Raw genomic sequence first — 22,906 nt, 5'->3', positions numbered from 1 at the left:
GGAATGACACCGACCATGATCGGAGAACACGTCCTGGTCGGGTACGTCCCCGACCCCGGAGGCAGGGAGGCGCTGGACCTGGCGCGCACGGTCGTCGCCCACACCGGCGGGCGGCTCACCGTCGCCCACGTCCACCCGCCCGACCGGGTCGCCGCCGCGGGCGAGGCGCACGCCCTGCTGGAGCAGGCCGCCGAACTGCTGGCCGGCCAGCCCGCCGAGTACACCGTCCAGGAGGGCCGCAGCGTGGGGCGGGGCCTGTCGTCGCTGGCCGGGAAGGTCGGCGCGGACCTGATCGTGGTGGGCTCCCCGCCGGGCGGGGCGCGCGGCCGCATCGCCGTCAGCGCGACCGGCGACCACCTGCTGCACTCGGCGCCCGAGGCGGTGATGCTGGCCCCGGCGGGCCACCGCCCCACCGAGGAGGGCCTGGCCCGGATCTCGGTGATGTACGTGCAGCGGCCGCAGGCCGACGAGGCGGTCGCCCGCGCGGCGGTGGCGGCGGTGACGCTCGGCGTCCCGCTGCGGCTGGTCACCCTGGCGATCGGCGACGTCTCCACCGGACGGCTGCGCGACGACCTGGCGCTGGCGATCCGGCTGGCCCAGGAGTCCTCCGGCCTGCCGCCCGAGAGCGTCACCGCCGAACTCGGCGAGGGCGACGACGTGGCCGCCGCGCTGACCGACGTCCCCTGGTCCGAGGGCGAGATCCTGGTGTGCGCCAGCAGCGAGGACGCCGGCGCGCACCGGGTGTTCCTCGGCGAGGTCGCCCTCAAGGTGCTGCGGGCCGCGCCGTGCCCGGTGGCGGTCCTCCCCCGGGGCTACTCCTGACCACCGGGGGACTATCGCCCTACTAGTCCGTAACGACCACTTCTCGCGGGACGACTTGTCACTCGTTCTTTACCTCGGCTAGATTCTCGCGTGATCGGAACGTGACCTTGAAACGGGGTCACGTTTCTCATGGTCGGGCGCACCCGTCCGCACCAGGCACGCCCCGGGGAGTACGTCAGTGGACCCGATTGGTCAGAAGCTGCTCGAAGTCGCCAAAGGCCAGCTCGGCTACACCGAGAAGAGCGACGGCTACACCAAGTTCGGCGACTGGTACGCCGAGAACGTCGACGGCGACAACGACGAGTACTTCAAGACCGCCCCCTGGTGCGACATGTTCCTGGCCTGGGCCGCCGACAAGGCCGGGGTCGCCGACGAGGCCGGGCAGTTCGCCTCGACGATCCTGCACGCCAAGTGGTTCGACGAGCAGGACGCGTTCGGCGACGACCCCGAGCCCGGCGCGCTGGTGTTCTTCGACTGGAACGGCTCCAACGACATCGACCAGATCGACCACGTCGGCATCGTCGAGAAGGTCGTCGGCAAGAAGATCCACACGATCGAGGCCAACGCCGACGGCTACAAGCTGACCCGCAAGGTCCGCTCCATGGACCAGATCGTCGGCTTCGGGTACCCCGGCAAGATCGCCGAGGTGAAGAGCGCGGCCGAGAAGAAGTACGTGCCCAAGCACGCCGCGCCCGCCCCCGGCGTCGAGGCGCTGACCGGCGCGACCCCGGCGACCGGCGTCAGGACCGTCCAGCAGCAGCACAAGCCCGCGCCCGAGATGGTGATCCCGCACGAGGAGGCGCTGCTCGGCGGACTGCTGGCGTTCTTCCTGTGCGGCACGTTCGCGCTCGCCTTCGGCAAGGCCGCCGCCGCCAAGACGCCCACCACCCCGCCCATCCGGGTCCGCAAGCGCGGCAAGCACCACCGCCCCGCCGCCCCGGTCCTGCTGCCCGCCGACATGACCCCCGCCGACCTGGCCGCCGCCGAGGGCGAGACCACGATCATGCCCGCGCTGTCGCTGGCCGCCGCCCACGAGGCCGAGGACCGCGAGTTCTGGGGCCGCATCGCCCACCTCCAGGAGGACGAGGAGCTGGCGTTCTGGGACGACCTGCACGCCGAGTCCACCCTCGTCGGCCGGGGCACCGACCAGCCCGAGCAGCCCGAACGGCCCAGGAACTCCCACGCCGTCCCCAGCGTTTTCGCGAGCGGCCCCGACATCGGCTAAAGTTGAGCCTGCGCGACGGGGCGAGCCCCGGAGCCAAGCGGAAGTGGCTCAGTGGTAGAGCATCACCTTGCCAAGGTGAGGGTCGCGGGTTCGAATCCCGTCTTCCGCTCGCGAGTTGGGCCACCCTGGTCGACGCGGCTGTGTCTTCCCCGGTGGCCCGCGGTGTCTTCTGGGGGGCGACCCCCAGGCCCCCGGGTTGGGGGCCCGCCCCCAAACCCCCGTCGGGGTTCCCCCTCACCCCCTTGGGGCCACGCCCCTGAATCCCCGCGTGCGGACGAGCCGCTCTCTGTCGAGAGCGGCTCGTCCGCTTTCCAAGATCCTTCGTAGCTCCTGACCTCGGGGCCCGGCTCGTTGGAGTACGCATCCACTCCGGAAGTCCGCTAAAGTTGAGCCTGCGCGACGGGGGAAACCCCGGAAGCCAAGCGGAAGTGGCTCAGTGGTAGAGCATCACCTTGCCAAGGTGAGGGTCGCGGGTTCGAATCCCGTCTTCCGCTCTGAGGAGGGGCCTGGCCCCACTCGGTGGAGTGGCCGAGAGGCGAGGCAACGGCCTGCAAAGCCGTGTACACGGGTTCAAATCCCGTCTCCACCTCGACATCCCGCGAGGGAACGTCACGGGCGATTAGCTCAGTGGGAGAGCGCTACCTTGACACGGTAGAGGTCACTGGTTCAATCCCAGTATCGCCCACCACCTCCGGAAGGCCCGGTCCGTATGGACCGGGCCTTCCGGCGTCTGTCAGGGGGTCACCTCGACCAGTTCGACCTCCATCAGGTCGGCCAGGGCCCGCAGGTCGGCGATGCGGTGGCCGGTGCACAGGGCCCAGTGGTGGGAGATGCCGGTGGCGCTCCAGGCGTCGGTCCACTCCCCCGGGTCGCAGCCGAAGTCGACCCGGGAGGTGGTGTTGCCGATCCTCATGAGCGGCCCGTCGACGACGTCGCCCTCGGACGCGACGAACCCGTAGCGGCCGTCGCGGCGCTGGACGATCCCGAACGCGGTGACCGGCCCGTGCCTGACGTCGAACTCCACCGACACGCCGTAGCCGCGCTTGCCGTGGTAGACGCCCAGGCCGCGCAGCAGCGGGCGGCGGGCCGAGATCGCCAGGTGCGCGGGCCCGTCGTGCCCCATCTCGACATGGCCGCGCCGGAAGTCCAGGGCCTGCAGCTCGGTGAACGAGCCGCCCCCGCCCAGCCGGTCGGCGACCAGCATCGCCAGCGAGGTGCGCAGCTCGTACTCCCCCGCCGCCGGGATCCCGCGCGCGGTGAGCAGCGAGGCGCCGAGGATCATCCCGGCGCCCAGCCGCTCGTGCACCTCGCCGTCCAGCCCGCGGTGGTAGTAGGCGAGGCTGTCCAGCCCGAAGTCCTCGACCAGGCGGTCCAGCCCGACCGAGACCCGGGCCGCCCAGGCCAGGTCGTCGCCGTTCACCGAGCCGTCCAGCTCGAAGATCTCCGCCGCCCGGTCCGTGCGGGCCCGGACCTCGGCGTCGGTGACCTTCTCCACCCGGACCCGCAGGTCGTCGAACTCCAGGACCTCGACGTGGCCGCCGAAGTTGGCGCTGACCAGGGTCAGGTCGGTGGAGACGTCCAGCATCCCCGGGTAGAGGTGCCCCATCAGGCCGTGGCGGCCGCGGCGCAGCGCGGCCCGCACCCCGGCGGCGCGGACCCAGCGTCCGATCCGGGTCCAGGCCCGCTCGTCCTCCAGGTGGCCGCTGACCGAGCGGAACGGGACGCCGCAGCGCTGGAACGCGTTCGCCATCTCCGGCAGGGGGCAGGCGCCGCAGTAGGCGAGCCACTGCCCGGTGTCGACGGACCCGTGGTCCATCGACTCGGTCGGCTGGAGGTTGATCAGCAGTACCGGCGCGTCGCCGCGCTGGGCGATCGGGACCAGCATCGTCGCGGTCATGTAGGTGGTGAGGAACCCGACGATGAGGTCGCAGCCCGCCGCGCGCAGCTTCTCCGCGGCCGCCGCGCCCTCCCGCGCGTCGGAGATGAACCCGACGTCGACCACGTCCGCGCCCAGTTCCCGCATGCGCGCCGACACCCGGTCGGCGGACCTGCGAAGCTGCGGCAGCAGGTCGGGGAACTGCGGCCAGTACGCGCCCAGGCCCCCGGCGACGAGGCCGACCCTGACGCGCGGCGCGGTGACGCGGTCGAGCGGGAGTTCGGTGGGGACGGTCATGGTGCCCTCCTCGGACATGGATGCGAACGCTATGCCTCCCGCACGCCCGGCCTGCGGTCCTCGACCACGAAGCTGGCGCGGGTGGTGACCGGCGCGCCCGGTTTGGTCACGTACGGCAGCACGCGGAAGTCGGTGCGCCACCGCTGCCGGTCGACGTTGATCCTCAGGTAGCCGCGCTGGGCGTTGAAGAACTTCATGTGCGGGTTGGCCGACAGGAACGTGCGGCCGAGGGCGTCGATGTCGGCCCCGTCGCCGCCGCTGGTGACCGACGTGCCGACGAACTCCGAGCCCACGGTCGGCGAGTCGGGGTCGTCGTGGTCGCGTTTGAGGTCGACGGCGTAGTTCTGGTGCCGGTCGCCGCTGACCACCACGAGGTTGCGGACGCCGAGGTCGTGCGCGGCGGCCAGGAGGCGGTTGCGCTCGCCGGCGTACCCGTCCCACGGGTCCACCCAGACGTCCTTGCCCGGCCCCGGGTCCCAGTCGGTCTCCGCCATCGGCATCTGGTTGCCCAGGATGTGCCAGCGGGCGCGCGAGGTGCGGAAGCCGTTCAGCAGCCAGCGCCGCTGCTGGTCGCCCAGCACGGTGCGGGCGGCGTCGAAGCGCTCGTCGCAGTCGCGCGTGCGGCCCGTGCCGTTGCCGTAGGAGCAGGCCTGGATGTCCCGGTGGCTCCGGGTGTCCAGCATGGTGAAGTCGGCGAGCCGGCCGTAGGAGATCCTGCGGTGCAGCCGGATGTCGGGGCCGGACGGCAGCTGCGAGCGGCGCAGCGGCAGGTTCTCGTAGAACGCCTGGAACGCCGCCGCCTTGCGCCGCGCGAACTCGGCCGGGTCCGGGTTCGGGTGGCGGCCCATGATGACCGTGTCGTCGGCCCAGTCGTTCACCACCTCGTGGTCGTCGAGGGTGTGGATCCACGGGACGGCGGCGTGCGCCCTCTGGAGCGGCGCCTCGGCCTTGTAGAGGGAGTACTGCAACCGGTAGCGGGCCAGGTCGAACGTCTCGGTGGTGAACTGCGGGCCCGGCACCGGCACGCCGCGCCGGTTCCTGGCGGGGATCTCGTACTCGTAGATGTAGTCGCCGAGATGGACGATCAGGTCGAGGTCGTCCTCGGCCATGTGGTCGTAGGCGGTGTAGAAGCCGTCCTGCCAGGCCTGGCAGGAGGCGACCGCGAAGTTCAGCCGGCGCGGCTGGGAGGTCGCCGGGGGCATCGTGCGGGTCCGGCCCGCAGGGGAGATCTCCCCGGCCGCGCGGAACCGGTAGAAGTACTCGTGGCCCGGCCGGAGCCCGGCGATCTCGGGGTGGACCGAGTGGCCGAGCTCCGGCGTCGCCACCGCCGCCCCGCGCCGGACGACGTGGCGGAACCGCTCGTCGCGGGCGACCTCGTACTCGACCCGGACGCGGCGGTCGGGCATCCCGCCCCGGCCGTCGGGGGCGAACGGCTCGGGCGCCAGCCTCGTCCACAGCACGAAGCCGTCGGGCGACGGGTCGCCCGAGGCGACGCCGAGCGTGAACAGGCCCGCCTTCCGCAGCGTGTAGGCGTGGGCGGCCGACGCGCCCAGGGCGCCGGTGCCGAGCATGACCGCCGCCGCGCCGGCCCCGCCGGCCCCGAGGAACCGGCGCCGCGACACCTTGTCGTCGTTCGGAGTCATCTGAACACTTCCCTTCGGGGGGCGGCGGGCGTGGACGCCGGAGCCGGTGAAGCGGATGTCCTCGTGGGTGGTCCGGCCGGGCCGGTGATCTCGGGGGCGGGCCGGGGGCGTGGTCGAGCGGGGAGGGGACCGTCCACGCACCGCTCCGATCACGGATCAATGTGTGAACGTAACTTTTAAAATGTGAAATGAGCGTAGGGGTGGCCCCGAACGGCGTCAAGATCCTCGGAGGCGGCGGCGCTCGGGGCCCGGCGCGGTAGGTCGGGACGGTCCAGGGCCTCGGGAGACGGGAGTGCGTCCATGGCCTACGGGGAAAGGCGCTGCTCGCGCCGCATGCCGACGCGCCGTCCGGGCGGCGACGGCGGGCCCGGGTGGAGGAGCCCCCTTCGCGTCACGGCTCCCGGATTTACCAACTGGTAGTGTTAACTTACACCGCCAGTCATCGCGTCAAGGGGTCCTCTTCACCGCCTCCGGACCAGCGGAGTGACGGCGGTCGTCCACCGCCCCGCCGCCCGGCCACGAGAGGAACGCAGCATGACCAAGGACAGCAGCGTCCGGCGCGGGCCCGACGTGCGCCGCCAGGCCATCACCGACCACGTCCTGTCGGCGGGCTCGGTCACCGCGGGGGAGCTGGCCGAGCGGTTCGGCGTGAGCCTCATGACGATCCACCGGGACCTGGACGAGCTGGAGCGGCAGGGCATCGTCCGCAAGTACCGGGGCGGGGTCACCGCGCAGCCGTCCGCGGTGTTCGAGAGCAACGTCGCCTACCGCATGAAGTCCATGCAGCCCGCCAAGGACGCCATCGCCGGGAAGGCCGCCGAGATGGTGGAGCCGGGCATGGCGGTGATGCTCGACGACTCCACCACCACCCTGGCGCTGGCCCGCCGCCTCGGCGCCGTCACCCCGCTGACGGTGATCACCAACTTCCTGGAGACCACCAACCTGCTGGCCCGCGAGCGCGGCATCCGGCTGATGGCGCTGGGCGGGGAGTACGACGCGCTGCACGACTCCTTCCTGGGGGTCTCCTGCGTGGACGCCATCGCGGCGCTCCAGGTCGACCTGTGCTTCGTGTCGACCTCGGCCGTCTCCGGCGGGTTCGCCTACCACCAGGAGCAGCACATCGTGTCGGTCAAGCGGGCCATGCTGGAGGCCGCCGCGCGCCGGGTGCTGCTGGTGGACCACTCCAAGCTCGGCCGGGTCGCGCTGCACAGGGTGGCGCCGCTGTCGGTGTTCGACCGCGTCATCGTCGACGACGGCGCGGGCGCCGAGGCGCTGCGGGAGCTGGACGAGCACAAGGTCGCCTACGAGGTCGCCGCCACCTGAGCGGGACGGGACTGCCGCGGGCGCGGGACACCATTTCGTAACGTTAGATCTGTTCTCATCGCACCGCCGCCCTCGTCCGGGCCGTAGCACCGCGATCACCGCTCACCGGCTGTCGCCGCACCCCTCGATGCCTTGCGACCAGGGCCGATGTGCCAGCAGGGCCCGGATTCGGGCTGCCCTCCCCCGGCTTCCCGGCAGCGCCGAAAGCCACCGGAGCGTGATCCTCCTAACATCTTGACACCCCAAATTGGTATCTCTACGCTCCTTCTCACACTCGCGGGTGTTAACTCACGATCAATTGATGTAGGGATCGGAGCGGCTCATGACCGGCCACCCCACGACGACGCCGATGCCCCATCACCCGCGTCACCAGCCGCCCGGTGAGCACCCGGCCGGCCCCGAGGCCGCCGGTCCGTCCCGTCCGCGGTGCTCGTGACGGCCCCGGGCCGCAGACACCATCGCGGCGCAGGGCCGCGGTTTCGAGGAGGACTCATGACATCGTCGTCCGGACCGGCGGCCCTCAGCCGCCGCGGATTCCTTGGCCTGACCGGCGGCGTCGCCGCCATGGGCGCGCTCGCGGCCTGCGGCGGGACGTCCGGCGGGGGCGGGGGCGGCGGAACGCTGCGCCTGGTCGCCGTCGCCGACCAGCAGAAGCCGCTGGAACTGCTGCTCAAGGAGTACACCAAGGCGAAGTTCAACGCCTCGTACGCCCCCACCGACCAGGTGCAGACCTCGGTGCGCACCCAGCTCGGCGCGGGCAACGCCCCCGACGTGCACGTGGTGTACCCCGGCGACGGCTCGGCGATGAGCATGGCGCAGATCGCCCAGGCCGGGCTGCTGGCCGACCTGGGCGACCAGGCCTGGGCCGGGCGCATCCCGGAGGGGCTGCGGCCCGCGTTCCAGAAGAACGGCAGGACGTTCCTCTACTCGGCCGGGTCCAGCGTCATCGGCGCCGTCTACAACAAGAAGGTCTTCCAGGAGGCGGACGTCGAGCCGCCCACCACCTGGAGCGGGTTCCTGGAGGTCTGCGAGAAGATCAAGAAGAAGGGCAGGGTGCCGATCGCGCTGGGCGCCCAGACCCAGTGGGTCACCCAGCTCATCACCTACGCCCTGGTCCCCTCCACCGTCTACGCCAAGAACCCCCGGTTCGACGAGCAGATGCGGGCGGGCTCGGCGAGCTTCGCGAACTCGGGCTGGACGGACGCGCTGGAGATGTACCTCGAACTCCAGAAGCGCGGGTACTTCAACGACAACCCCAACGGCACCACCTTCGAGCAGCAGACCTCGATGGTCGCCACCGGCAGGGCCGCGATGGCGATCCAGGTCTCGGCGGTGCTGCCCGACTTCCGCAAGGCCGCCGCCGGCGCCGACGACCTGGACATGTTCCCGGTGCCCGGCGCCGACGACGCGGGCGGGGTCTGGATCCCGGCGGGCGTGGTCGTCGGGCTCGGCGTCAGCGCGCGCGGGAAGAACGCCGACGCGGCCAAGGCGTTCATCGAGTTCCTCGGCGAGCAGCGGAACATGAACCGCTGGGCCGAGGCCGTCGCGTGCGTGCCGCTCAGCCGTGACGCCGACTCCAGGATCGATCCCGCGCTGAAGTCGTTCCTGCCGTTCATCGACGGGAACAAGGCCGTGCCGTTCATGGACCAGGGCTGGCCGAACGCCGAGGTCCAGCCCGCCCACTTCGCCGCGGTGCAGGAACTGCTGGGCGGGCGGACGACGGTGCCCAAGGCGCTGGCGAAGCTGGACGAGACCTACCGGAAGAAGTGACCGTGGCCTCCACCCTCCGTCCCGCCCCGGCCGAGCGGGCCGCCCCGCCGGACGCCGCGGCCCACCGGCGGCGGCGGGGCGCCCGCTTCCTCTCGCCGCCGTGGTGGTTCGCCGCGCCCGCCCTGGCCGTGTACGCCCTGGTGGTGCTCTACCCGAGCCTCAGCGGCATCCTGTACGCCTTCACCGACTGGAACGGCCTGGGCGACCGGAGCTTCGTCGGCCTGGACAACTTCACCAAGCTGTTCGGCGACGACGCGGCGCGCGGCTCGCTGGTCAACACGCTGCTGCTGACCGTGGCGATCGTGGTCGTGCAGAACGGCGTCGGGCTGCTGCTGGCCCTCGGCGTCCACACCGGGATCAGGTCGCGGACCGTCCTGCGGGTCGTGTTCTTCGCCCCGGCCGTGGTCAGCCCGGTGATGGTGGCGTTCCTGTGGAAGTACATCTACAACCCCTCGCCGGACGCCGGGCTCAACGGCATCCTCGGCGCGGTCGGCCTGGGCGGGCTGCGCCAGGACTGGCTGGGCGACCCCGACCTGGCGATCTGGTCGATCGCGGGCATGGTGATCTGGCAGTTCGCCGGCTACTCCATGGTGATCTTCCTGGCCGGGCTGGAGGGGGTGCCCGCCGAGCTGCACGAGGCCGCGATGATCGACGGCGCGGGCCGGTTCCAGCGCTTCCGGCACGTGACCTGGCCGCTGCTGGCCCCGGCGGTCACCATCAACCTGATGCTGTCGACCATCGGCGGCCTCAAGCTGTTCGACCAGGTCTACGCCGCGACCAACGGCGGGCCCGGGCACGCCAGCGAGACGCTGTCGACGGTGCTCTACAAGCAGGCGTTCGTGTTCGGCAACTTCGGCTACAGCACCGCGATCGCGCTGGTCCTGGCGCTGTTCGTGGCCGCGGTGTCGATGGTGCAGATCCACTACCTGCGGGGACGGGAGGTCGCGTGAACGTCAGGTACGGAGCGCGCACGCTCGGCCTGGAACTGGTGATGATCGTCGTGGCGGTCGCCTTCCTGTTCCCGGTGTACGCGCTGGTCACGCTGTCGCTCAAGGGCCAGCGGGAGGTCGCCGAGTCGCCGCTGGCACCGCCGGCCGACCCCACGGCGGACAACTTCGCCAACGCCTGGACGCGCGCCGAGCTCGGCCCGGCGCTGCTGAACAGCACGGTGATCACGATCGCGAGCCTGGTGGCGCTGATCGCGCTCGGCTCGTTCGCCGCCTACTTCCTGTCCCGCCGCGCCTCCCGGCTGGGCTACGGGCTGTACGTGCTGTTCCTGCTGGGCATCGTGCTGCCGTTCCAGCTCGGGATGATCCCGCTGTTCAAGCTGGTGGACGGGGCCGGGCTGCTCGGCACCTACCAGGGGATGATCCTCTTCTACACGGGGATCCAGCTGCCCTTCACGGTGTTCCTCTACACCGGGTTCATCCGGGCGCTGCCCGCCGACTACGCCAACGCCGCGCTGATCGACGGCGCCGGTCACTTCCGGGCGTTCACCCAGGTGGTGTTCCCGCTGCTGCGGCCGATCACCGGGACCGTGCTCATCCTCAACGCGGTGTTCATCTGGAACGACTTCTTCACGCCCCTGCTGTACCTGGGCGGCTCGGCCCGCGAGACGGTCCCGGTGCGGATCTTCGCCTTCGTCGGCCAGTACGTCTCCGACAACGGGCTGGTGTTCGCCGGGCTGGTGCTGGCCGCGCTGCCGATCCTCGCGGTGTTCCTGGTGCTGCAGCGCTATGTGATCAAGGGCTTCGCCAGCGGGCTGAAGGGATGATCCCCGACCGGCTGCGCGCGGTGCTGGACGCGCCGCCCCGCGCCTACTCCCCCGCGCCCATCTGGTGGTGGAGCGGCGAGCGGCTGGACCGGCGGCGGCTGCGCGACCAGCTCGAACGCTTCGCCGCGGGCGGCGTGTACAACCTGGTGATCCTCAACCTGGCGCCGTCGGGGCCCATGTTCGGGGCCGACGCCGACGACCCCGCGTTCTTCACCGACGCGTGGTGGGAGCTGCTCGACGGGGTGTGCGAGGACGCCGCCGGGCTCGGGGTGTCGCTGTGGTTCTACGACCAGCTCGGCTTCTCGGGGGCCGACCTCCAGGCGCGGCTGGTGCGCGACGTCCCCGCGTTCGCCGGGCGGTGGCTGGAGCCCGGCGGCGGCACCGCGGCGCGCGGCTTCGACTACCTGTCGGCGCAGGCGTGCGCGGCGCTGCTCGACCGCGTCCACGGGGAGTTCGAGCGGCGGCTCGGCCACCGCCTCGGCAACGTGATCGTCGGGTCCTTCCAGGACGAGCTGCCCGCGCTGCCGACCTGGACCGAGGGGTTCGCCGGGGAGTTCGCCGCCCGCCGCGGCTACGACCCGACGCCGCACCTGCCGCGCCTGTGGCAGGGCGGTGACCGGAAGGGCGGCGGCAAGGACGGTGACGAGGCGCTCCGGTTCCGCCGCGACTACCACCTCACCCGGGCGGAGCTGGCCGAGGAGGCGTTCTTCCGGCCGCTGGCCGACTGGCACGCCCGGCACGGGCTGCTGCACGGCTGCGACCAGCAGGACCCTGCCCGCGCCGGGCACCCGGTGGACGGGGTGCGGCTGTACGCCGACTACGCCCGCACCCACCGCTGGTTCGGCGCGCCCGGCTCGGACCACCACGGCGACGCGCGCGTCCACTCGTCCCTGGCCCACCTGTACGGCAGGGACCGGGTGTGGATCGAGGCGTTCCACTCCAGCGGCTGGGGAGGCACGCTGGAGGAGACCCTCGACTGGCTGCTGCCCTGGCTGCGCGCCGGGGCCACCCTCTACAACCCGCACGCGGTCTACTACACGACCAGGGCGGGCTGGTGGGAGTGGGCGCCGCCCGCCACCGACTGGCGGCAGCCCTACTGGGCGCACCACCGGGTCTTCGCCGACGCGGTCGCGCGGCTGTGCGCGGCCCTGTCGCTGGGCCGCCACGTCTGCGACGTGGCCGTGCTGCTCCCGACCGCGACCGCGCAGGCCGGCGCCCGGCTCGACGGCGTCGATCCGTCCGCCGCGCTGGCCCAGGAGACCTACCGGGAGCTGGTGGGCGACATGGCCTGGTTCCGGATGGTCCCCGGCGTCCTCGACCGGCTCGGCGTCGACGCCGACGTCATCGACGACGACTCCGTCCGGCGGGCCTCGGTGGAGGCGGGACGGCTGAACGTGGCGGGCGAGTCCTACGGCACGGTCCTGCTGCCCGCCTGCGACGTCCTGGAGGCGGAGACCGCCCGGCGGCTGGTCGCGCTGGTCGAGCGGGGCGGCCGGGTCGTCGCCGTCGGGCCGCCGCCCCGGCGCGGCGTCGGCGCCCCGGACGCCGACGCGACGGTGGCGCGGCTGGCGGCGCTGCTGGAGACCGTGCCGGACCCCGGCGCGCTCGGCCCCCTCCTGGCGGGCTCCCGCCGCGTCGAGGCCCCGGTCCCCGCCCTGGTCCGCGAGGTCGACGGCGCGACGGTGGTGTTCCTGACGGCGGCCGCGTCCATGGCCAGCCGCGTGTCGGTGGGCCGCCCGGACGAGCGCGGCGCCGACCTCGGCTGGCTGGACGTGACCTACGACTTCGACCCCGGCCGCTACCACCGCGACATGCGGGTCCGCGTCCACGGCGTCACCGGCCCGGCCCTCCTGGTGAGCCCCTTCGGCGGCCCGCCCCGGACGCTGCCCGCCACCCGGGCGGACTCCGGTGCGCCGGTCGAGGTGGTCGTCCCGTTCGACGACGGCCCCGCCGCGCTCCTGGTGTTCCCGGGCGGCGCGTGCCCGCCGCCGGAGACCGGCGGCCGGGAGGGGCGGCCGCGTCCCGTCCGCGAAACGGACCTCGGCCCGACCTGGGACATGGAGCTGGTGCCGACGCTCGACAACACCTGGGGCGACTTCGCCCGCCCGGCCGGTGCCATGGCGTCGGTGGAACGCCGGCGGCTGTGGCACCGGGTGGAGGACGACCCCGCCGGGGACTGGACGCCCGTCCACGCGACGTTCGGTCCCCACGGGCTCCGGTCCGGTCCCGGGGGCCGGTGGCGGCCGGTCGTCTACTCCGACAGCCGGGGCATCCGCAAGGACCCGGTCCACCGGACCGTGCTCGGTCCGAAGGGGCACGTCCCCGAGGAGTTCCTCGACTTCGGCGAGGTCGCGGCGGGCGAGCGGGTCGTCCTGCGCACCCGCGTGACCGTTCCCGCCGAGGGCTTCCTCGTGCTCGGCGCCGCCGCCGCCAAGACGCTCCTGGTGGACGGGGCCGCGGTCCCGCTCGACGACCACGGCTACCTGGCGGTGGCGCGGGCGCCGCTCCCGCCGGGCGAGCACGGTCTCGAACTGCGCCTGGTGCCCGACGAGGACGTGCGGCTGCGCGGCCACCTGTCCGTCGCGGCCGACCCCGCCCGCTGCCTGCGGCCCGAGTGGATCACCGTCGCGGGCCCCTCCCGGCCGGGCGCGCGGATCCGTTTCGGCGCCGTGCTGCCGGACGCGGCCGCCCCCTCCCTCCTCCAGGTCGCGTCCGCGTCCCCGTGCCGGGTCCTGGTCGACGGCGTGGAGATCGGCCGCCAGGGCGGCTTCGACCCGTACGCCGAGCAGCAGGCCCCCCGCGCCGGCCGCTACGACCTGCCCGGGACGCCCGGCGCCCGGCTCACCCTCGTCCTCACCGAGGGCGAGGGCCCGGCGGCGGTCCTGGTGGACGGCCCGCTCGTGTCGGGCGCCGGGTGGCACGCCACCCGCGACGGCGTCCCGGTGCCCGTCGTGCCCAGGCGCGCGCAGCCCGGCGACCCCGCGGCCTTCCACCTGCGGCGCCGCCCGCATCCGCTGCCCGGCGCGCACTGGCTGGAGGACGGCCCGCAGGAGGACGCCGTGCTGCCCGCCCGGTTCGCCGTCCCGGGCGCGCGGCCCCGGGTCGAACGGCTGCGGTTCGAGGTCCCGCCCGGCGCGACCCGGATGCGGTTCACCGCGCGCGGCGAGGTCCTGGACGTCCTGCTCGACGGCGTTCCCGTCCCGGCCGCCGCCCGTGACGGCCGTGTCGACCTGGAACTCCCCGGAGAGCGCCGCCCCGCCGGGACCGCGGAACTGCGGCTGCTGACCCGGCCCGAGCACCGGGAGGGCGCGGCGCTGGCCGGTCCGGTCGCGTTCACCGTCGGCCCCGGGACGATCGGGCTGGGCGACTGGGAGGACGTGGGGCTCGCCGGGTACAGCGGCGGGGTCCGCTACCGGCGGACCGTGGACCTGGCGGCGGCCCCGGCCGGAGCCGAACTCGACCTCGGCCGCGTCCGCGGCACCGCCGAGGTGGCGGTGAACGGGACCCCGGCGGGCGTCCGGATCTGCGCCCCGTACGCCTTCGACCTCGGCGCCGCCCTGCGCGGCGGCCGCAACGAGATCGAGATCGTCGTCTACGGCACCCTGGCCCCCCACCTCGACGAGACCAGCCCCACCCACTTCGTCTTCCCCGGCCAGCGGACCTCCGGGCTGCTCGGCCCGGTGGTCCTGCGGACCTTCGGGTGACCTACCAGGCCATGTCCCGGGCCACCTCCCCCCGCGCGGCCGCGATCTCCTCCTCGGTGGACGCGGTGACGTCGGTGTCCGTCTCAAGGCTCGCGAGCAGGTCGGCGAGGGCCTGCTTCTGCGCCGGATGGGTGACCGGGACGGTGTCGAGGTCCGTGCTCGCCAGCCAGTCGAACAGGACGACGGCGTCGGCCCGCCACAGCGTGACGTCCACGGTCGGCAGATCGGGGTCCATGACCGGCATCCTGCCCGGAGACCGATGATTTGTCCCCGGCCGCCGGGTCTACCGAGGGGACATGATCTGACGTAGACGGAGGCGAGCGACATGGGTCAAGTGGAACTGGGGGTCAACCTCCCCACCGCCGGGGAGGGCGCCGCCCCCGAGGCCATCGTCCGGGTGGCGGAGGAGGCCGAGGCCGCCGGGCTCGGCTCGGTGTGGACGTTCGAGCGGCTGCTCAGGCCGACCGTGCCGATCGCGATGGGCGGCGAGGGCGGTCCGGTGATGGAGCCGCCGGAGGCGTTCGGCAACGTGTACGACCCGCTGGAGGTCCTCGGGCACGTCGCGGCCCGCACCGAACGGATCAGGCTGGGCAGCAGCGTGGTGGTCGCGCTGTTCCACAACCCCGTCGTGCTGGCCCGGCGGCTCGCCACCCTGGACCGGCTGAGCGGCGGGCGGCTGCTGGCGGGCGTCGGCCAGGGCTGGATGGGCCAGGAGTTCGAGGCCGCCGGGGTGCCGCTGAGGCGGCGCGGGGCCGGGTTCGAGGAGCACCTGCGGGCGATGCTGGCCGTGTGGGGCCCCGACCCGGTGCGCTTCGAGGGCCGCTTCTACCGGATCCCCGAGAGCGAGATCGGTCCCAAGCCGGTGCGGAACGGCCATCCCGGCCTGCTGGTCGGCGGCGTCACCCCCGCCGCGATCGACCGCGCCGCGCGGCTCGGCGCCGGGATCTCCCTGGTGGTCTTCGACTGGGACGCGCTGCGCGGCCAGGTCGAGGCGTACCGGGCCGCGGCGGAGGCGGCCGGGCACGCCGCCGGGCCCGTCGTGGTGCAGGTGAACGGCCCGGTCACCGCGCGGCCGCTGGACGGGCGGGCCCCGCTGACCGGCTCCGCCGAGCAGGTCGCCGCCGACCTGGAGCGGCTGGACGCGCTGGGGGTCGACCACGTCTTCTGGTCGATGACCGGGGACCCCGCCGAACGCGTCCCGCTGGTCGCCCCGCTGCTGAAGCGCTGACCCGGCCGCCGGGAGGCCCGCGCGGGCCTCCCGGCGGCCGTCAGGGGCGGACGAGGCGGCACGACAGCGGCATCCCCGCCGCCGCGAGCAGGCCGGTCAGGACGAACACCCCCAGCAGCGCGGGCCGCGTCGACCCGCCGTGGTGGCGGCCGAGGGCGAGGGCCGCGCCGCCCAGGCCCGCGACCAGCGCGGTGGCGAACGTCTGGGCGAGCTGGAGCGCCGCGCTCGCCTCGCCCTGCCGGTCCCCGGGACCTGCCCGAGGGTGGCGGTGGTGGAGGCGTTGAACGCCACGCCCATGCCCAGCCCGCCGACCGCCCAGCCGGCCGGCGCGGCCCACGGCGGCAGCAGGTCCGTCAGGACCGTCACCGCGACCAGCGCGACCCCGGCCAGCAGCACGGCGAAACCGGCGACCGTGGCGGCCACGCGCCCGCCGCCCGCGTCGTCGCGCCGGGCCTGGAGGGCCGAGCCGACGACCCAGGTCACCGCCCCCGCCGACAGGCCCAGCCCGGCCGCGGCCGCGGCCACGCCGCGCAGCTCCCGCAGGCCCAGCGGCAGGAACGCCTCGCTGCCGAAGCACACCCCGCACAGCAGCGCCCGGACGACGACGCCCGCGCCCAGGCCGCGCCGCGCGGTCAGGGTGCCCTCCGGGGTGGCCCACCGCAGCGCGGGCACCGTCACCACCAGGCCCACCAGGGCCAGCGGGACCAGCGCGGCGGGGTTCTCCAGCAGCAGCGCCTGGAGGAGGACGCCGGTGCCCGCGGTCAGCAGGACCGCGCTGACCAGGGGCCGCCGCCACCACGGCAGGACGGCGGTGTCGGCGGTGTCGGCGGGCGCGTCGGCGGGCGCGGGGCGCAGGGCGCGCATCGGGGGCAGCGTGAGGACGGCCGCGACGGCGGTGATCGGCGGCATGAGGGCGAAGACCGCGCGCCAGGAGACGTGGTCGGCGGCCGTTCCGGCGACGGCGGGCCCGGCCGGCGAGGGCAGGGTCCACGCCGACGACAGCAGCGCGTACATCCGCGCCCGCAGCCGCTCGGGATAGGCCAGGCCGATCAGCGTGTAGGCCATCGCCATCACCGCGCCCACGCCGAGGCCCTGGCCGAACCGGCCGAGCAGGAACAGCGGCCAGCTCCCGGCCGCGCCCGCCACGGCGCAGCCGACGGCGAACACCAGCATGCCCAGCGCCATCGGCGCCGCCGGGCGCTGCCCGGCCTGGTCGCCGACCTGGCCGCCGACCCGGTCCTGGAGAAGGAGTTCCCCGACACCTTCTTCCACCCGCGCCGCGCCACCACGGCCGCGGCGCTGCGGCGCGGCGTCGCCCGCGGCGACATCCGCCCGGGCGCCGACATCGACCTGCTGCTGGACATGCTGGCCTCGACGACCTACTACCGCGTCCTGTTCGGGCACCTGCCGGTCACGCCCGGCCTCGCCGGGGACGTCGTCTCAGTGATCATGGCGGGCGTCGCGACCGACCGCTGGCGCACCGTCCACGAGGCGCACTCCTAGGCGGCCGCCTCCGGGAGGGGCGCCGGTCAGGTGGAGTCGCGGACGATCAGCTCGGTGGGCAGGACCACCGGCTCGGCCCCCTCCTCCACCCCGTCCAGCAGCATCCGGACGATGGTCCGGGCGACCTCGGCGATCGGCTGGCGCACGGTGGTCAGCGCCGGGTCGGTGAACCGGGCGGCCTCGATGTCGTCGAACCCGACCACGGCGACGTCGTCGGGGACGCGGCGGCCCGCCCTGCGCAGGGCGCGCAGGGCGCCGATCGCCATCAGGTCGCTCGCGGCGAACACCGCGTCGAGGCCCGGGTCGTCCTCCAGGAGCTGGCTCATCGCGGCCACCCCCGAGTCCCGGGTGAAGTCGCCCACGGCCACCAGGGAACGGCGGCCGCTGCCGGACATCAGCTCGCGGTACCCGGCCAGCCGGTCCAGCCCCGCGGACATGTCGACCGGGCCGGTGATGGTGGCGATGCGCCGCCGTCCCCTGGCCAGCAGGTGCTCCACGGCGGCGCGCGCTCCCCCGACGTTGTCGGCGTCGCAGTACGGCGGCCTGGTCGTGGACACCGGCCGCCCGTGCGAGATCACGGGCACCCCCGTCCGCACGAGGGCCGTGGGCAGCGGGTCCGAGCCGTGCTGCGACAGCAGGATGACCCCGTCCACGTGGCGGCCCGCCACGTACCGCTCGACCCGGTCGTAGCCCGCCGGGGAGGACGCCATCATGAGCACGACCTGCTTGTCGGCGGCCTCCAGCTCCTGGCTCACCGCGCGGATGACCAGGGAGAAGAACGGGTCGTCGGAGAACACGCGGGCCGGCGGCTCGGAGACCACCAGCCCGATCGACCCGGTGCGCTGGGTGACCAGGCTGCGGGCCGCCGGGTTGGGGACGTAGCCCAGCTCCTCCACGGCGCGCAGCACGACGGTGCGGATCCGCGGGTTGACGGTGGCCGAGCCGTTGACCACACGCGACACCGTCGCCCGGGAGACTCCCGCCCGGGCCGCCACGGCCTCCAGCGTGGGACGTTTCATTTCGCCTTTCCACCGATTCCGTTGCGGGCGATGACATCACGGAACCACAGCGCGCTGTCCTTGGGCAGGCGCCGCTGGTCGGCGAAGTCCACGTAGACGATGCCGAACCTCTTGGCGTAGCCCTCGGCCCACTCGAAGTTGTCCAGGAGCGACCATACGAGATATCCCCGCAGGTCCGCACCGGCGGCCAGCGCGGCGTGCGCGGCGCGCAGGTGCCCGTCGAGGTAGGCGATGCGGGCCGGGTCGCGCACCCGCCCGTCGGCGCCCGGGACGTCGTCGAACGCGGCGCCGTTCTCGGTGACGACCAGGGGCGTGCCCGGGTAGTCGCGGCTGAGCCGGACCAGCAGGTCGCCGAGGCCGCCGGGCGCGATGGGCCAGCCCATCGCCGTGAGCGGCGGCTCGGCGGGCGGGAACGCCACGCCCTCGGAGCCGGGGTAGGCGGGGTGCGGCGGGGCGCCGGGGGACGCCGCGACGCGGGTCGGGTTGTAGTAGTTGATGCCGAGCGAGTCGATCGGCTCGGAGACGACGGGCAGGTCGTCGCCGTGGACGTGGTCCAGCCCGCCGTGGCGGGCCGCCGCGGCCAGCACCCGTCCGGGGTACTCCCCGCGCAGCACCGGGTCGAGGAACTGCCGGTTGAGCATGGCGTCCACCAGGTCGGCCGCGTCCGCGTCCGGCTCCGCCGCCCCGGCGACGACCGGCGCGAGGTTGAGGGTCAGGGAGATCTGCCCGGCCCCGGCGGCGCGCAGCCGCCGGACGGCCAGGCCGTGCCCGAGCAGCAGGTGGTGCGCGGCGCGGAACGCGTCGGCGGCGCTGGTCCGGCCGGGGGCGTGGATCCCCGCGGCGTGGCCGAGGTAGGCCGCCACCCACGGCTCGTTGATCGTCGTCCAGGTGCCGACCCGGTCGCCGAGGCGGCGGTGCACGGCCTCGGCGTAGTCCGCGAAGCGCAGGGCGGTGTCGCGCGCCGTCCAGCCGCCCCGGTCCTCCAGCGCCTGCGGCAGGTCCCAGTGGTACAGGGTGGCGTAGGGGGTGACGCCGGCCTCCAGCAGCGCGTCGACCAGCCGGTCGTAGAAGCCGAGACCGCGCGGGTTGACCGGGCCGGAGCCGTCGGGCTGCACCCTCGGCCAGGCCACCGAGAAGCGGTAGGCGCCCAGCCCCAGCCCGGCCATGAGGCGGACGTCGTCGCGGAAGCGGTGGTAGTGGTCGCAGGCCACGTCGCCGGTGTGCCCGCCGGCCACCGCGCCCGGCCGGCGGCTGAAGGTGTCCCAGATCGAGGGGCCGCGGCCGTCGTCGCGCGCCGCGCCCTCGATCTGGTAGGACGCGGTGGCCGCCCCCCAGACGAAGCCGGAGGGGAAGGTGAGGGGCCGGTCGTCGGTCTGGAGCGCGGGGGCCGTCATCGTCTCGGCGGGTCTCTCCGGTGGCGAGGGGGAAGTGATCATGCTTTGAGGGCGCCGTCCATGATCCCGCTGATGATCTGGCGTCCGAACAGCAGGAAGACCGCCAGCAACGGCAGCGTCGCCACCACCGTGCCGGTGAACATCAGCGAGTAGTCGGTGTAGTAGGCGCCGTTGAGCAGGTTGAGGGAGTACTGCACGGTGGGGTTGTCGGGGTTGAGCACGGCCAGCGGCCAGATGAACTCGTTCCAGGTCTGCATGAAGGTGAACAGCCCGAGGACCGCCATGGCGGGGCGCAGCACGGGCAGCACCACGCTCCAGTAGATGCGGAAGGTCGAGCAGCCGTCGATGCGGGCGGCCTCGATCAGCTCGTCGGGGACCGCCTGCGTCGTGTACTGCCGCATCATGAACACGCCGAACCCGGTGACCAGGAACGGCACGATGACGGCCTGGAGCTTGCCGGTCCAGCCGATCTCGGCCATGAGCATGTAGAGCGGGATGACGCCCATCTGCACCGGCACCATCATCGTCGCGAGCATGACCAGCAGCAGCGCGCCCCGCCCGCGGAAGCGCAGCTTGGCGAAGGCGAACCCGGCCAGCGTGGCGAACAGCAGCGTGGAGACGGTGACGGTCGTGGCGGCGACGGCGGAGTTGACCAGCCCGAGCGTGAAGCGCGCCTGCTCGTTGCCGAACAGCCGGGCCAGGTTGCGGCCCAGCTCGCCGCCCGGGGTGAGCGGCGGGGGCACCGACCCGACGGCGTCGTTGGTGCGGGTGGCGACGACGAACATCCAGTAGAGGGGGAACAGCGACAGCACGACCGTCGCGATCAGCGTGATCCGGGTGAGCGGCCCGGCGCCCCAGAGCGCGGCCACGGCGCCCGAGCGCCTCCGGCGGGGCCTTCGGGGCGTCATCGGGTGCCTCCCACACGTCGCAGCCACAGGAAGTTGAGCAGGGATCCGACGAGGATGAGCATGAAGAGCATCCAGGAGACGGCGGACGCGTAGCCGTAGTCGAACCGGCGGAACGCGTTCTCGAACATGTACATGGTGACCGTCTGGAACTGCCGCAGCGATCCCCCGGCCATGTCGCCGTTGCCGAACAGCAGCGGCTCGGTGAACAGCTGGAACCCGCCGATGGTGGAGACGATCGCGGTGAAGACGATGGTCGGCCGCAGCATCGGCAGCGTGATCGTCCAGAACCGGCGGGCGCGGGACGCCCCGTCGATCGCCGCCGCCTCGTACAGGTCGCGCGGGATCGACTGCATCGCGGCCAGGTAGATCAGCGCGTTGTAGCCGGTCCACCGCCAGTCCACCATCGCCGAGATCGCCAGCCAGGACGACCAGCGCCCCGCGGCCCAGTCGAGGCGGTCCACGCCGAACCAGCCGAGCACCCAGTTGACGAACCCGAAGTCCCGGCTGAACAGCTGGCCGAACACGATGGCCACCGCGGCGATCGAGGTGACCATCGGGGCGAGCACGCCCAGCCGGGCCACCAGCCGGCCCCGCATGCGCCGGTCGAGCGCGTTCGCCAGCACCAGCGCGAACAGCAGTTGCGGGACGGTGGCGATGACGAACATGCCGAGGGTGTTCAGGACCGCGTTCCAGAACTGCGGGTCGGTCAGCACGAGCCGGAAGTTCTCCAGGCCGACGAACCTCTGGTCGCCGAGCAGCTCCCAGTCGTGCAGCGCGACCCAGAGCGTGTAGCCCATCGGGAAGAGCCCGAAGACGAGGAACAGCAGGAAGTACGGCGAGACGAACAGGTAGGGCGAGAGCCTGGCGTCCAGGCGGGTGAGCGCGGACCCGCGCGGGCGCGGGCCCGGGGGCCCGGACGGCCGGGCCGTCCGGGGCGGGACGCGGACGTCGGCGGGGACGCTCATCGGGCTTCCCGCTCGGCGTCGGCCAGGGCCTTCCGCCACGCCGCGTCGGGTGAGAGCCTGCCCTGCTCCAGCGCGAGCAGCGCGTCCTCGAACCGCTGCTGGACCGGGTTGTTGTCGGGGCCCAGGTAGAGCGGCCTGATCGCCTTGGCGCCCTTGGCGTAGATCTCCCCGACGGGCGCGTTGTTGAAGTACCCGTTGCGGAACGACAGCACCGCCGGGTCGTCCAGCGCCCGCGGCGACGAGGGCAGGTTGTTGCGCGCCTTGAACGCCACGATCTGGCTCTCCGCGCCGGTCAGGAACCTGACCAGCGCGGCCGCCTCCGTGGCGTGCCTGCTCTGCCTGGGCACCGCCAGGAACGACCCGCCGCGGCTGCCCGCGCCGCCCGGGATCGGCGCGACGTCCCACTTGCCGGACGCCTCCGCACCGGCGTTCTCCTTGATGACGCCCAGCATCCACGACGGGCAGGCGACGGTGGCGAAGCCCGCCTTCTTGAAGCCGGAGCCCCAGCTCGGCTCGAACGACTTCAGCCCGGCCGACAGCCCGCTCTGCTGGATCCTCACGGTCGTGTCCCAGGCGCCGCGGACCGCCGGGTTGGCCCCGGCGACGAACCTGCCGGAGGGGTCGAAGAAGGTGTGCCCGGCGGCCTGGCCCGCCTGCTGGGCGAGGATCGTGTTGTAGAGGTTCACCGACCCGTCGACGAACCTGGAGTCCTTCACCTTGCCGGCGTACCTGCGGCCGGTGGCGATGTAGGCGTCCCAGGTCGGCCAGAGCCCGCCGACCTTCTCCCGGTCGGTGGGCAGGCCCGCCTTCGCGAACAGGTCGGTGCGGTAGCACATGGCCAGGCCGCCGATGTCGGTGCCCAGGCCGACCAGGTACCTCCCGTCCCGGCTGAGCGCCTGCTTCCACTTCCAGTCCAGGAAGCCGCCCTTCAGGGAGGCGGCCCCGTGGTCGAGCAGGTTCACGAACCGGTCGGGCTTGGCCAGGAACTTGCTGAGGATGCCCTCCTCCAGGGCGACGACGTCCCCGGCGCCGCTGCCCGCGGCGATCCACTGCTCCAGGCGGGGCAGGTACTCGTCGAGCTGCACCACGTTGCGGTGCTTGATCCTGACGCCGGGGTGGGACGCCTCGTACCGCTTGAACAGCTCCTCGTACCCGAACGTGCTGAAGGTGTCGACGGTCAGCGTGACCGTTCCGTCCGGGCCGGCGCCGGATCCGCCGCCTCCGCAGGCGGCGGCGCCGAGCGCCAGGGTGACGGCCGCGGCGAGGCGGGACGCGGGGCGGCGGTGGGATCTGCGCATGGGCTGTCCTCGGGTCAGAGGTGGGGGGTGGGCCCGCGACGGGCGAGAGAGCGCTCTCGCAGAGAGTGAAGCGACGAGGCGGGAATGTCAAGAGAGCGATTTCCCGACAGGACCGGCTCAGATTCCGGATTGGTATAACGCCAGCAAAACGCGCCAA

Annotated in this window: 18 protein-coding genes and 4 tRNA genes; 13 read left to right on the top strand and 9 right to left on the bottom strand. The window is 73.4% G+C overall.

The genetic code is table 11. From position 1 onward, the window contains the following. Positions 1 to 15: 15 nt before the first annotated feature. The 6 genes from HNR61_RS32675 (at position 16) to HNR61_RS32650 (ending at position 2,735) form a co-directional block, all read left to right on the top strand. Positions 16 to 822, top strand: a complete 807-nt coding sequence (locus tag HNR61_RS32675; protein ID WP_182846996.1) for a universal stress protein — start codon at positions 16 to 18, stop codon at positions 820 to 822. A gap of 178 nt (positions 823 to 1,000) precedes the next feature. Beyond that, entirely contained in the window at positions 1,001 to 2,047 is a 1,047-nt protein-coding gene (locus HNR61_RS32670) for a CHAP domain-containing protein (protein ID WP_182846995.1), read from the top strand. Between the two features lie 37 nt (positions 2,048 to 2,084). Next, positions 2,085 to 2,156: transfer RNA gene (locus HNR61_RS32665), tRNA-Gly, on the top strand. Between the two features lie 313 nt (positions 2,157 to 2,469). Next, a tRNA-Gly gene (locus HNR61_RS32660) sits at positions 2,470 to 2,541 on the top strand. A gap of 24 nt (positions 2,542 to 2,565) precedes the next feature. After that, positions 2,566 to 2,636, top strand: a tRNA-Cys gene (locus HNR61_RS32655). Positions 2,637 to 2,660: 24 nt separating this feature from the next. After that, a tRNA-Val gene (locus tag HNR61_RS32650) sits at positions 2,661 to 2,735 on the top strand. 45 nt (positions 2,736 to 2,780) lie between these two features. Here the strand turns inward: HNR61_RS32650 and HNR61_RS32645 are convergent. After that, on the bottom strand, positions 2,781 to 4,220 hold the full coding sequence (locus tag HNR61_RS32645) for an L-fucose/L-arabinose isomerase family protein (RefSeq protein ID WP_182847134.1): 1,440 nt from the start codon (positions 4,218 to 4,220) through the stop codon (positions 2,781 to 2,783). 29 nt (positions 4,221 to 4,249) lie between these two features. Further along, positions 4,250 to 5,863, bottom strand: coding sequence for an alkaline phosphatase D family protein (locus tag HNR61_RS32640; RefSeq protein WP_182846994.1), 1,614 nt, complete (start codon positions 5,861 to 5,863; stop codon positions 4,250 to 4,252). Between the two features lie 534 nt (positions 5,864 to 6,397). Here HNR61_RS32640 and HNR61_RS32635 point away from each other — a divergent pair. From HNR61_RS32635 to HNR61_RS32615, 5 genes are all read left to right on the top strand, one after another. After that, the gene (locus HNR61_RS32635; protein ID WP_067811813.1) at positions 6,398 to 7,186 is read left to right on the top strand and encodes a DeoR/GlpR family DNA-binding transcription regulator; all 789 of its coding nucleotides are present in this window, start codon (positions 6,398 to 6,400) and stop codon (positions 7,184 to 7,186) included. A gap of 492 nt (positions 7,187 to 7,678) precedes the next feature. Next, positions 7,679 to 8,956, top strand: a complete 1,278-nt coding sequence (locus HNR61_RS32630) for an ABC transporter substrate-binding protein (RefSeq protein ID WP_182846993.1) — start codon at positions 7,679 to 7,681, stop codon at positions 8,954 to 8,956. A 2-nt stretch (positions 8,957 to 8,958) separates the two neighbouring features. Next, positions 8,959 to 9,906 carry a carbohydrate ABC transporter permease gene (locus HNR61_RS32625; protein WP_182846992.1) on the top strand — a complete coding sequence of 316 codons (948 nt, stop codon included), beginning with the start codon at positions 8,959 to 8,961 and terminating at the stop codon, positions 9,904 to 9,906. Further along, on the top strand, positions 9,903 to 10,730 hold the full coding sequence (locus HNR61_RS32620; RefSeq protein ID WP_312898208.1) for a carbohydrate ABC transporter permease: 828 nt from the start codon (positions 9,903 to 9,905) through the stop codon (positions 10,728 to 10,730). Before HNR61_RS32625 ends, HNR61_RS32620 begins: the two co-directional genes overlap by 4 nt. Continuing rightward, positions 10,727 to 14,434: a glycosyl hydrolase gene (locus HNR61_RS32615; protein WP_182846991.1), complete on the top strand. Its 3,708-nt coding sequence runs from the start codon at positions 10,727 to 10,729 to the stop codon at positions 14,432 to 14,434. Before HNR61_RS32620 ends, HNR61_RS32615 begins: the two co-directional genes overlap by 4 nt. A 1-nt stretch (position 14,435) precedes the next feature. On the opposite strand, the gene HNR61_RS32610 is transcribed toward HNR61_RS32615, so the two are convergent. After that, positions 14,436 to 14,669 (bottom strand): hypothetical protein, encoded by a 234-nt coding sequence (locus HNR61_RS32610; RefSeq protein ID WP_182846990.1) that lies wholly within the window; start codon positions 14,667 to 14,669, stop codon positions 14,436 to 14,438. 90 nt (positions 14,670 to 14,759) lie between these two features. Here HNR61_RS32610 and HNR61_RS32605 point away from each other — a divergent pair, with 90 nt between their 5' ends. Then, the gene (locus tag HNR61_RS32605; RefSeq protein WP_182846989.1) at positions 14,760 to 15,662 is read left to right on the top strand and encodes a TIGR03619 family F420-dependent LLM class oxidoreductase; all 903 of its coding nucleotides are present in this window, start codon (positions 14,760 to 14,762) and stop codon (positions 15,660 to 15,662) included. Positions 15,663 to 15,758: 96 nt separating this feature from the next. Here the strand turns inward: HNR61_RS32605 and HNR61_RS32600 are convergent, their stop codons facing one another. After that, complete coding sequence (locus tag HNR61_RS32600) at positions 15,759 to 16,934, bottom strand: MFS transporter (protein ID WP_312898207.1); 1,176 nt, start codon at positions 16,932 to 16,934, stop codon at positions 15,759 to 15,761. On the opposite strand from HNR61_RS32600, the gene HNR61_RS48490 reads away from it, so the two are divergent. Continuing rightward, a complete protein-coding gene (locus tag HNR61_RS48490) occupies positions 16,863 to 17,165 on the top strand; it encodes a TetR-like C-terminal domain-containing protein (protein WP_312898222.1) in 303 nt (100 codons plus the stop codon). The genes HNR61_RS32600 and HNR61_RS48490 overlap by 72 nt on opposite strands. A gap of 26 nt (positions 17,166 to 17,191) precedes the next feature. Here HNR61_RS48490 and HNR61_RS32590 read toward each other — a convergent pair whose 3' ends face one another. From HNR61_RS32590 to HNR61_RS32570, 5 genes are read right to left on the bottom strand one after another with little or no spacing between them, the layout of a single operon-like run. Then, complete coding sequence (locus tag HNR61_RS32590) at positions 17,192 to 18,184, bottom strand: LacI family DNA-binding transcriptional regulator (protein WP_182846986.1); 993 nt, start codon at positions 18,182 to 18,184, stop codon at positions 17,192 to 17,194. Beyond that, a complete protein-coding gene (locus HNR61_RS32585; RefSeq protein WP_182847132.1) occupies positions 18,181 to 19,578 on the bottom strand; it encodes a GH1 family beta-glucosidase in 1,398 nt (465 codons plus the stop codon). The genes HNR61_RS32590 and HNR61_RS32585 overlap by 4 nt, the downstream gene beginning before the upstream one ends. A gap of 38 nt (positions 19,579 to 19,616) precedes the next feature. After that, positions 19,617 to 20,486: a carbohydrate ABC transporter permease gene (locus HNR61_RS32580; protein WP_182846985.1), complete on the bottom strand. Its 870-nt coding sequence runs from the start codon at positions 20,484 to 20,486 to the stop codon at positions 19,617 to 19,619. Beyond that, entirely contained in the window at positions 20,483 to 21,451 is a 969-nt protein-coding gene (locus HNR61_RS32575) for a carbohydrate ABC transporter permease (RefSeq protein WP_182846984.1), read from the bottom strand. The genes HNR61_RS32580 and HNR61_RS32575 overlap by 4 nt, the downstream gene beginning before the upstream one ends. Then, positions 21,448 to 22,749, bottom strand: a complete 1,302-nt coding sequence (locus HNR61_RS32570; protein WP_182846983.1) for an extracellular solute-binding protein — start codon at positions 22,747 to 22,749, stop codon at positions 21,448 to 21,450. Before HNR61_RS32570 ends, HNR61_RS32575 begins: the two co-directional genes overlap by 4 nt. Between the last annotated feature and the right edge of the window lie 157 nt (positions 22,750 to 22,906).

It is taken from the genome of Actinomadura kijaniata (assembly GCF_014138665.1).
Classification (GTDB): domain Bacteria; phylum Actinomycetota; class Actinomycetes; order Streptosporangiales; family Streptosporangiaceae; genus Spirillospora; species Spirillospora kijaniata.
Note: the sequence above shows the minus strand (reverse complement) of the source record. Positions and strands in the feature narration are given on the sequence as shown.

Coding starts and splice junctions, on each gene's coding strand:
- HNR61_RS32675 (WP_182846996.1), top strand. CDS start 16: ATGATCGGAGAACACGTCCTGGTCGGGTACGTCCCCGACCCCGGAGGC.
- HNR61_RS32645 (WP_182847134.1), bottom strand. CDS start 4,220: ATGACCGTCCCCACCGAACTCCCGCTCGACCGCGTCACCGCGCCGCGC.
- HNR61_RS32640 (WP_182846994.1), bottom strand. CDS start 5,863: ATGACTCCGAACGACGACAAGGTGTCGCGGCGCCGGTTCCTCGGGGCC.
- HNR61_RS32635 (WP_067811813.1), top strand. CDS start 6,398: ATGACCAAGGACAGCAGCGTCCGGCGCGGGCCCGACGTGCGCCGCCAG.
- HNR61_RS32630 (WP_182846993.1), top strand. CDS start 7,679: ATGACATCGTCGTCCGGACCGGCGGCCCTCAGCCGCCGCGGATTCCTT.
- HNR61_RS32615 (WP_182846991.1), top strand. CDS start 10,727: ATGATCCCCGACCGGCTGCGCGCGGTGCTGGACGCGCCGCCCCGCGCC.
- HNR61_RS32610 (WP_182846990.1), bottom strand. CDS start 14,669: ATGGACCCCGATCTGCCGACCGTGGACGTCACGCTGTGGCGGGCCGAC.
- HNR61_RS32605 (WP_182846989.1), top strand. CDS start 14,760: ATGGGTCAAGTGGAACTGGGGGTCAACCTCCCCACCGCCGGGGAGGGC.
- HNR61_RS32590 (WP_182846986.1), bottom strand. CDS start 18,184: ATGAAACGTCCCACGCTGGAGGCCGTGGCGGCCCGGGCGGGAGTCTCC.
- HNR61_RS32585 (WP_182847132.1), bottom strand. CDS start 19,578: ATGACGGCCCCCGCGCTCCAGACCGACGACCGGCCCCTCACCTTCCCC.
- HNR61_RS32580 (WP_182846985.1), bottom strand. CDS start 20,486: ATGACGCCCCGAAGGCCCCGCCGGAGGCGCTCGGGCGCCGTGGCCGCG.
- HNR61_RS32575 (WP_182846984.1), bottom strand. CDS start 21,451: ATGAGCGTCCCCGCCGACGTCCGCGTCCCGCCCCGGACGGCCCGGCCG.
- HNR61_RS32570 (WP_182846983.1), bottom strand. CDS start 22,749: ATGCGCAGATCCCACCGCCGCCCCGCGTCCCGCCTCGCCGCGGCCGTC.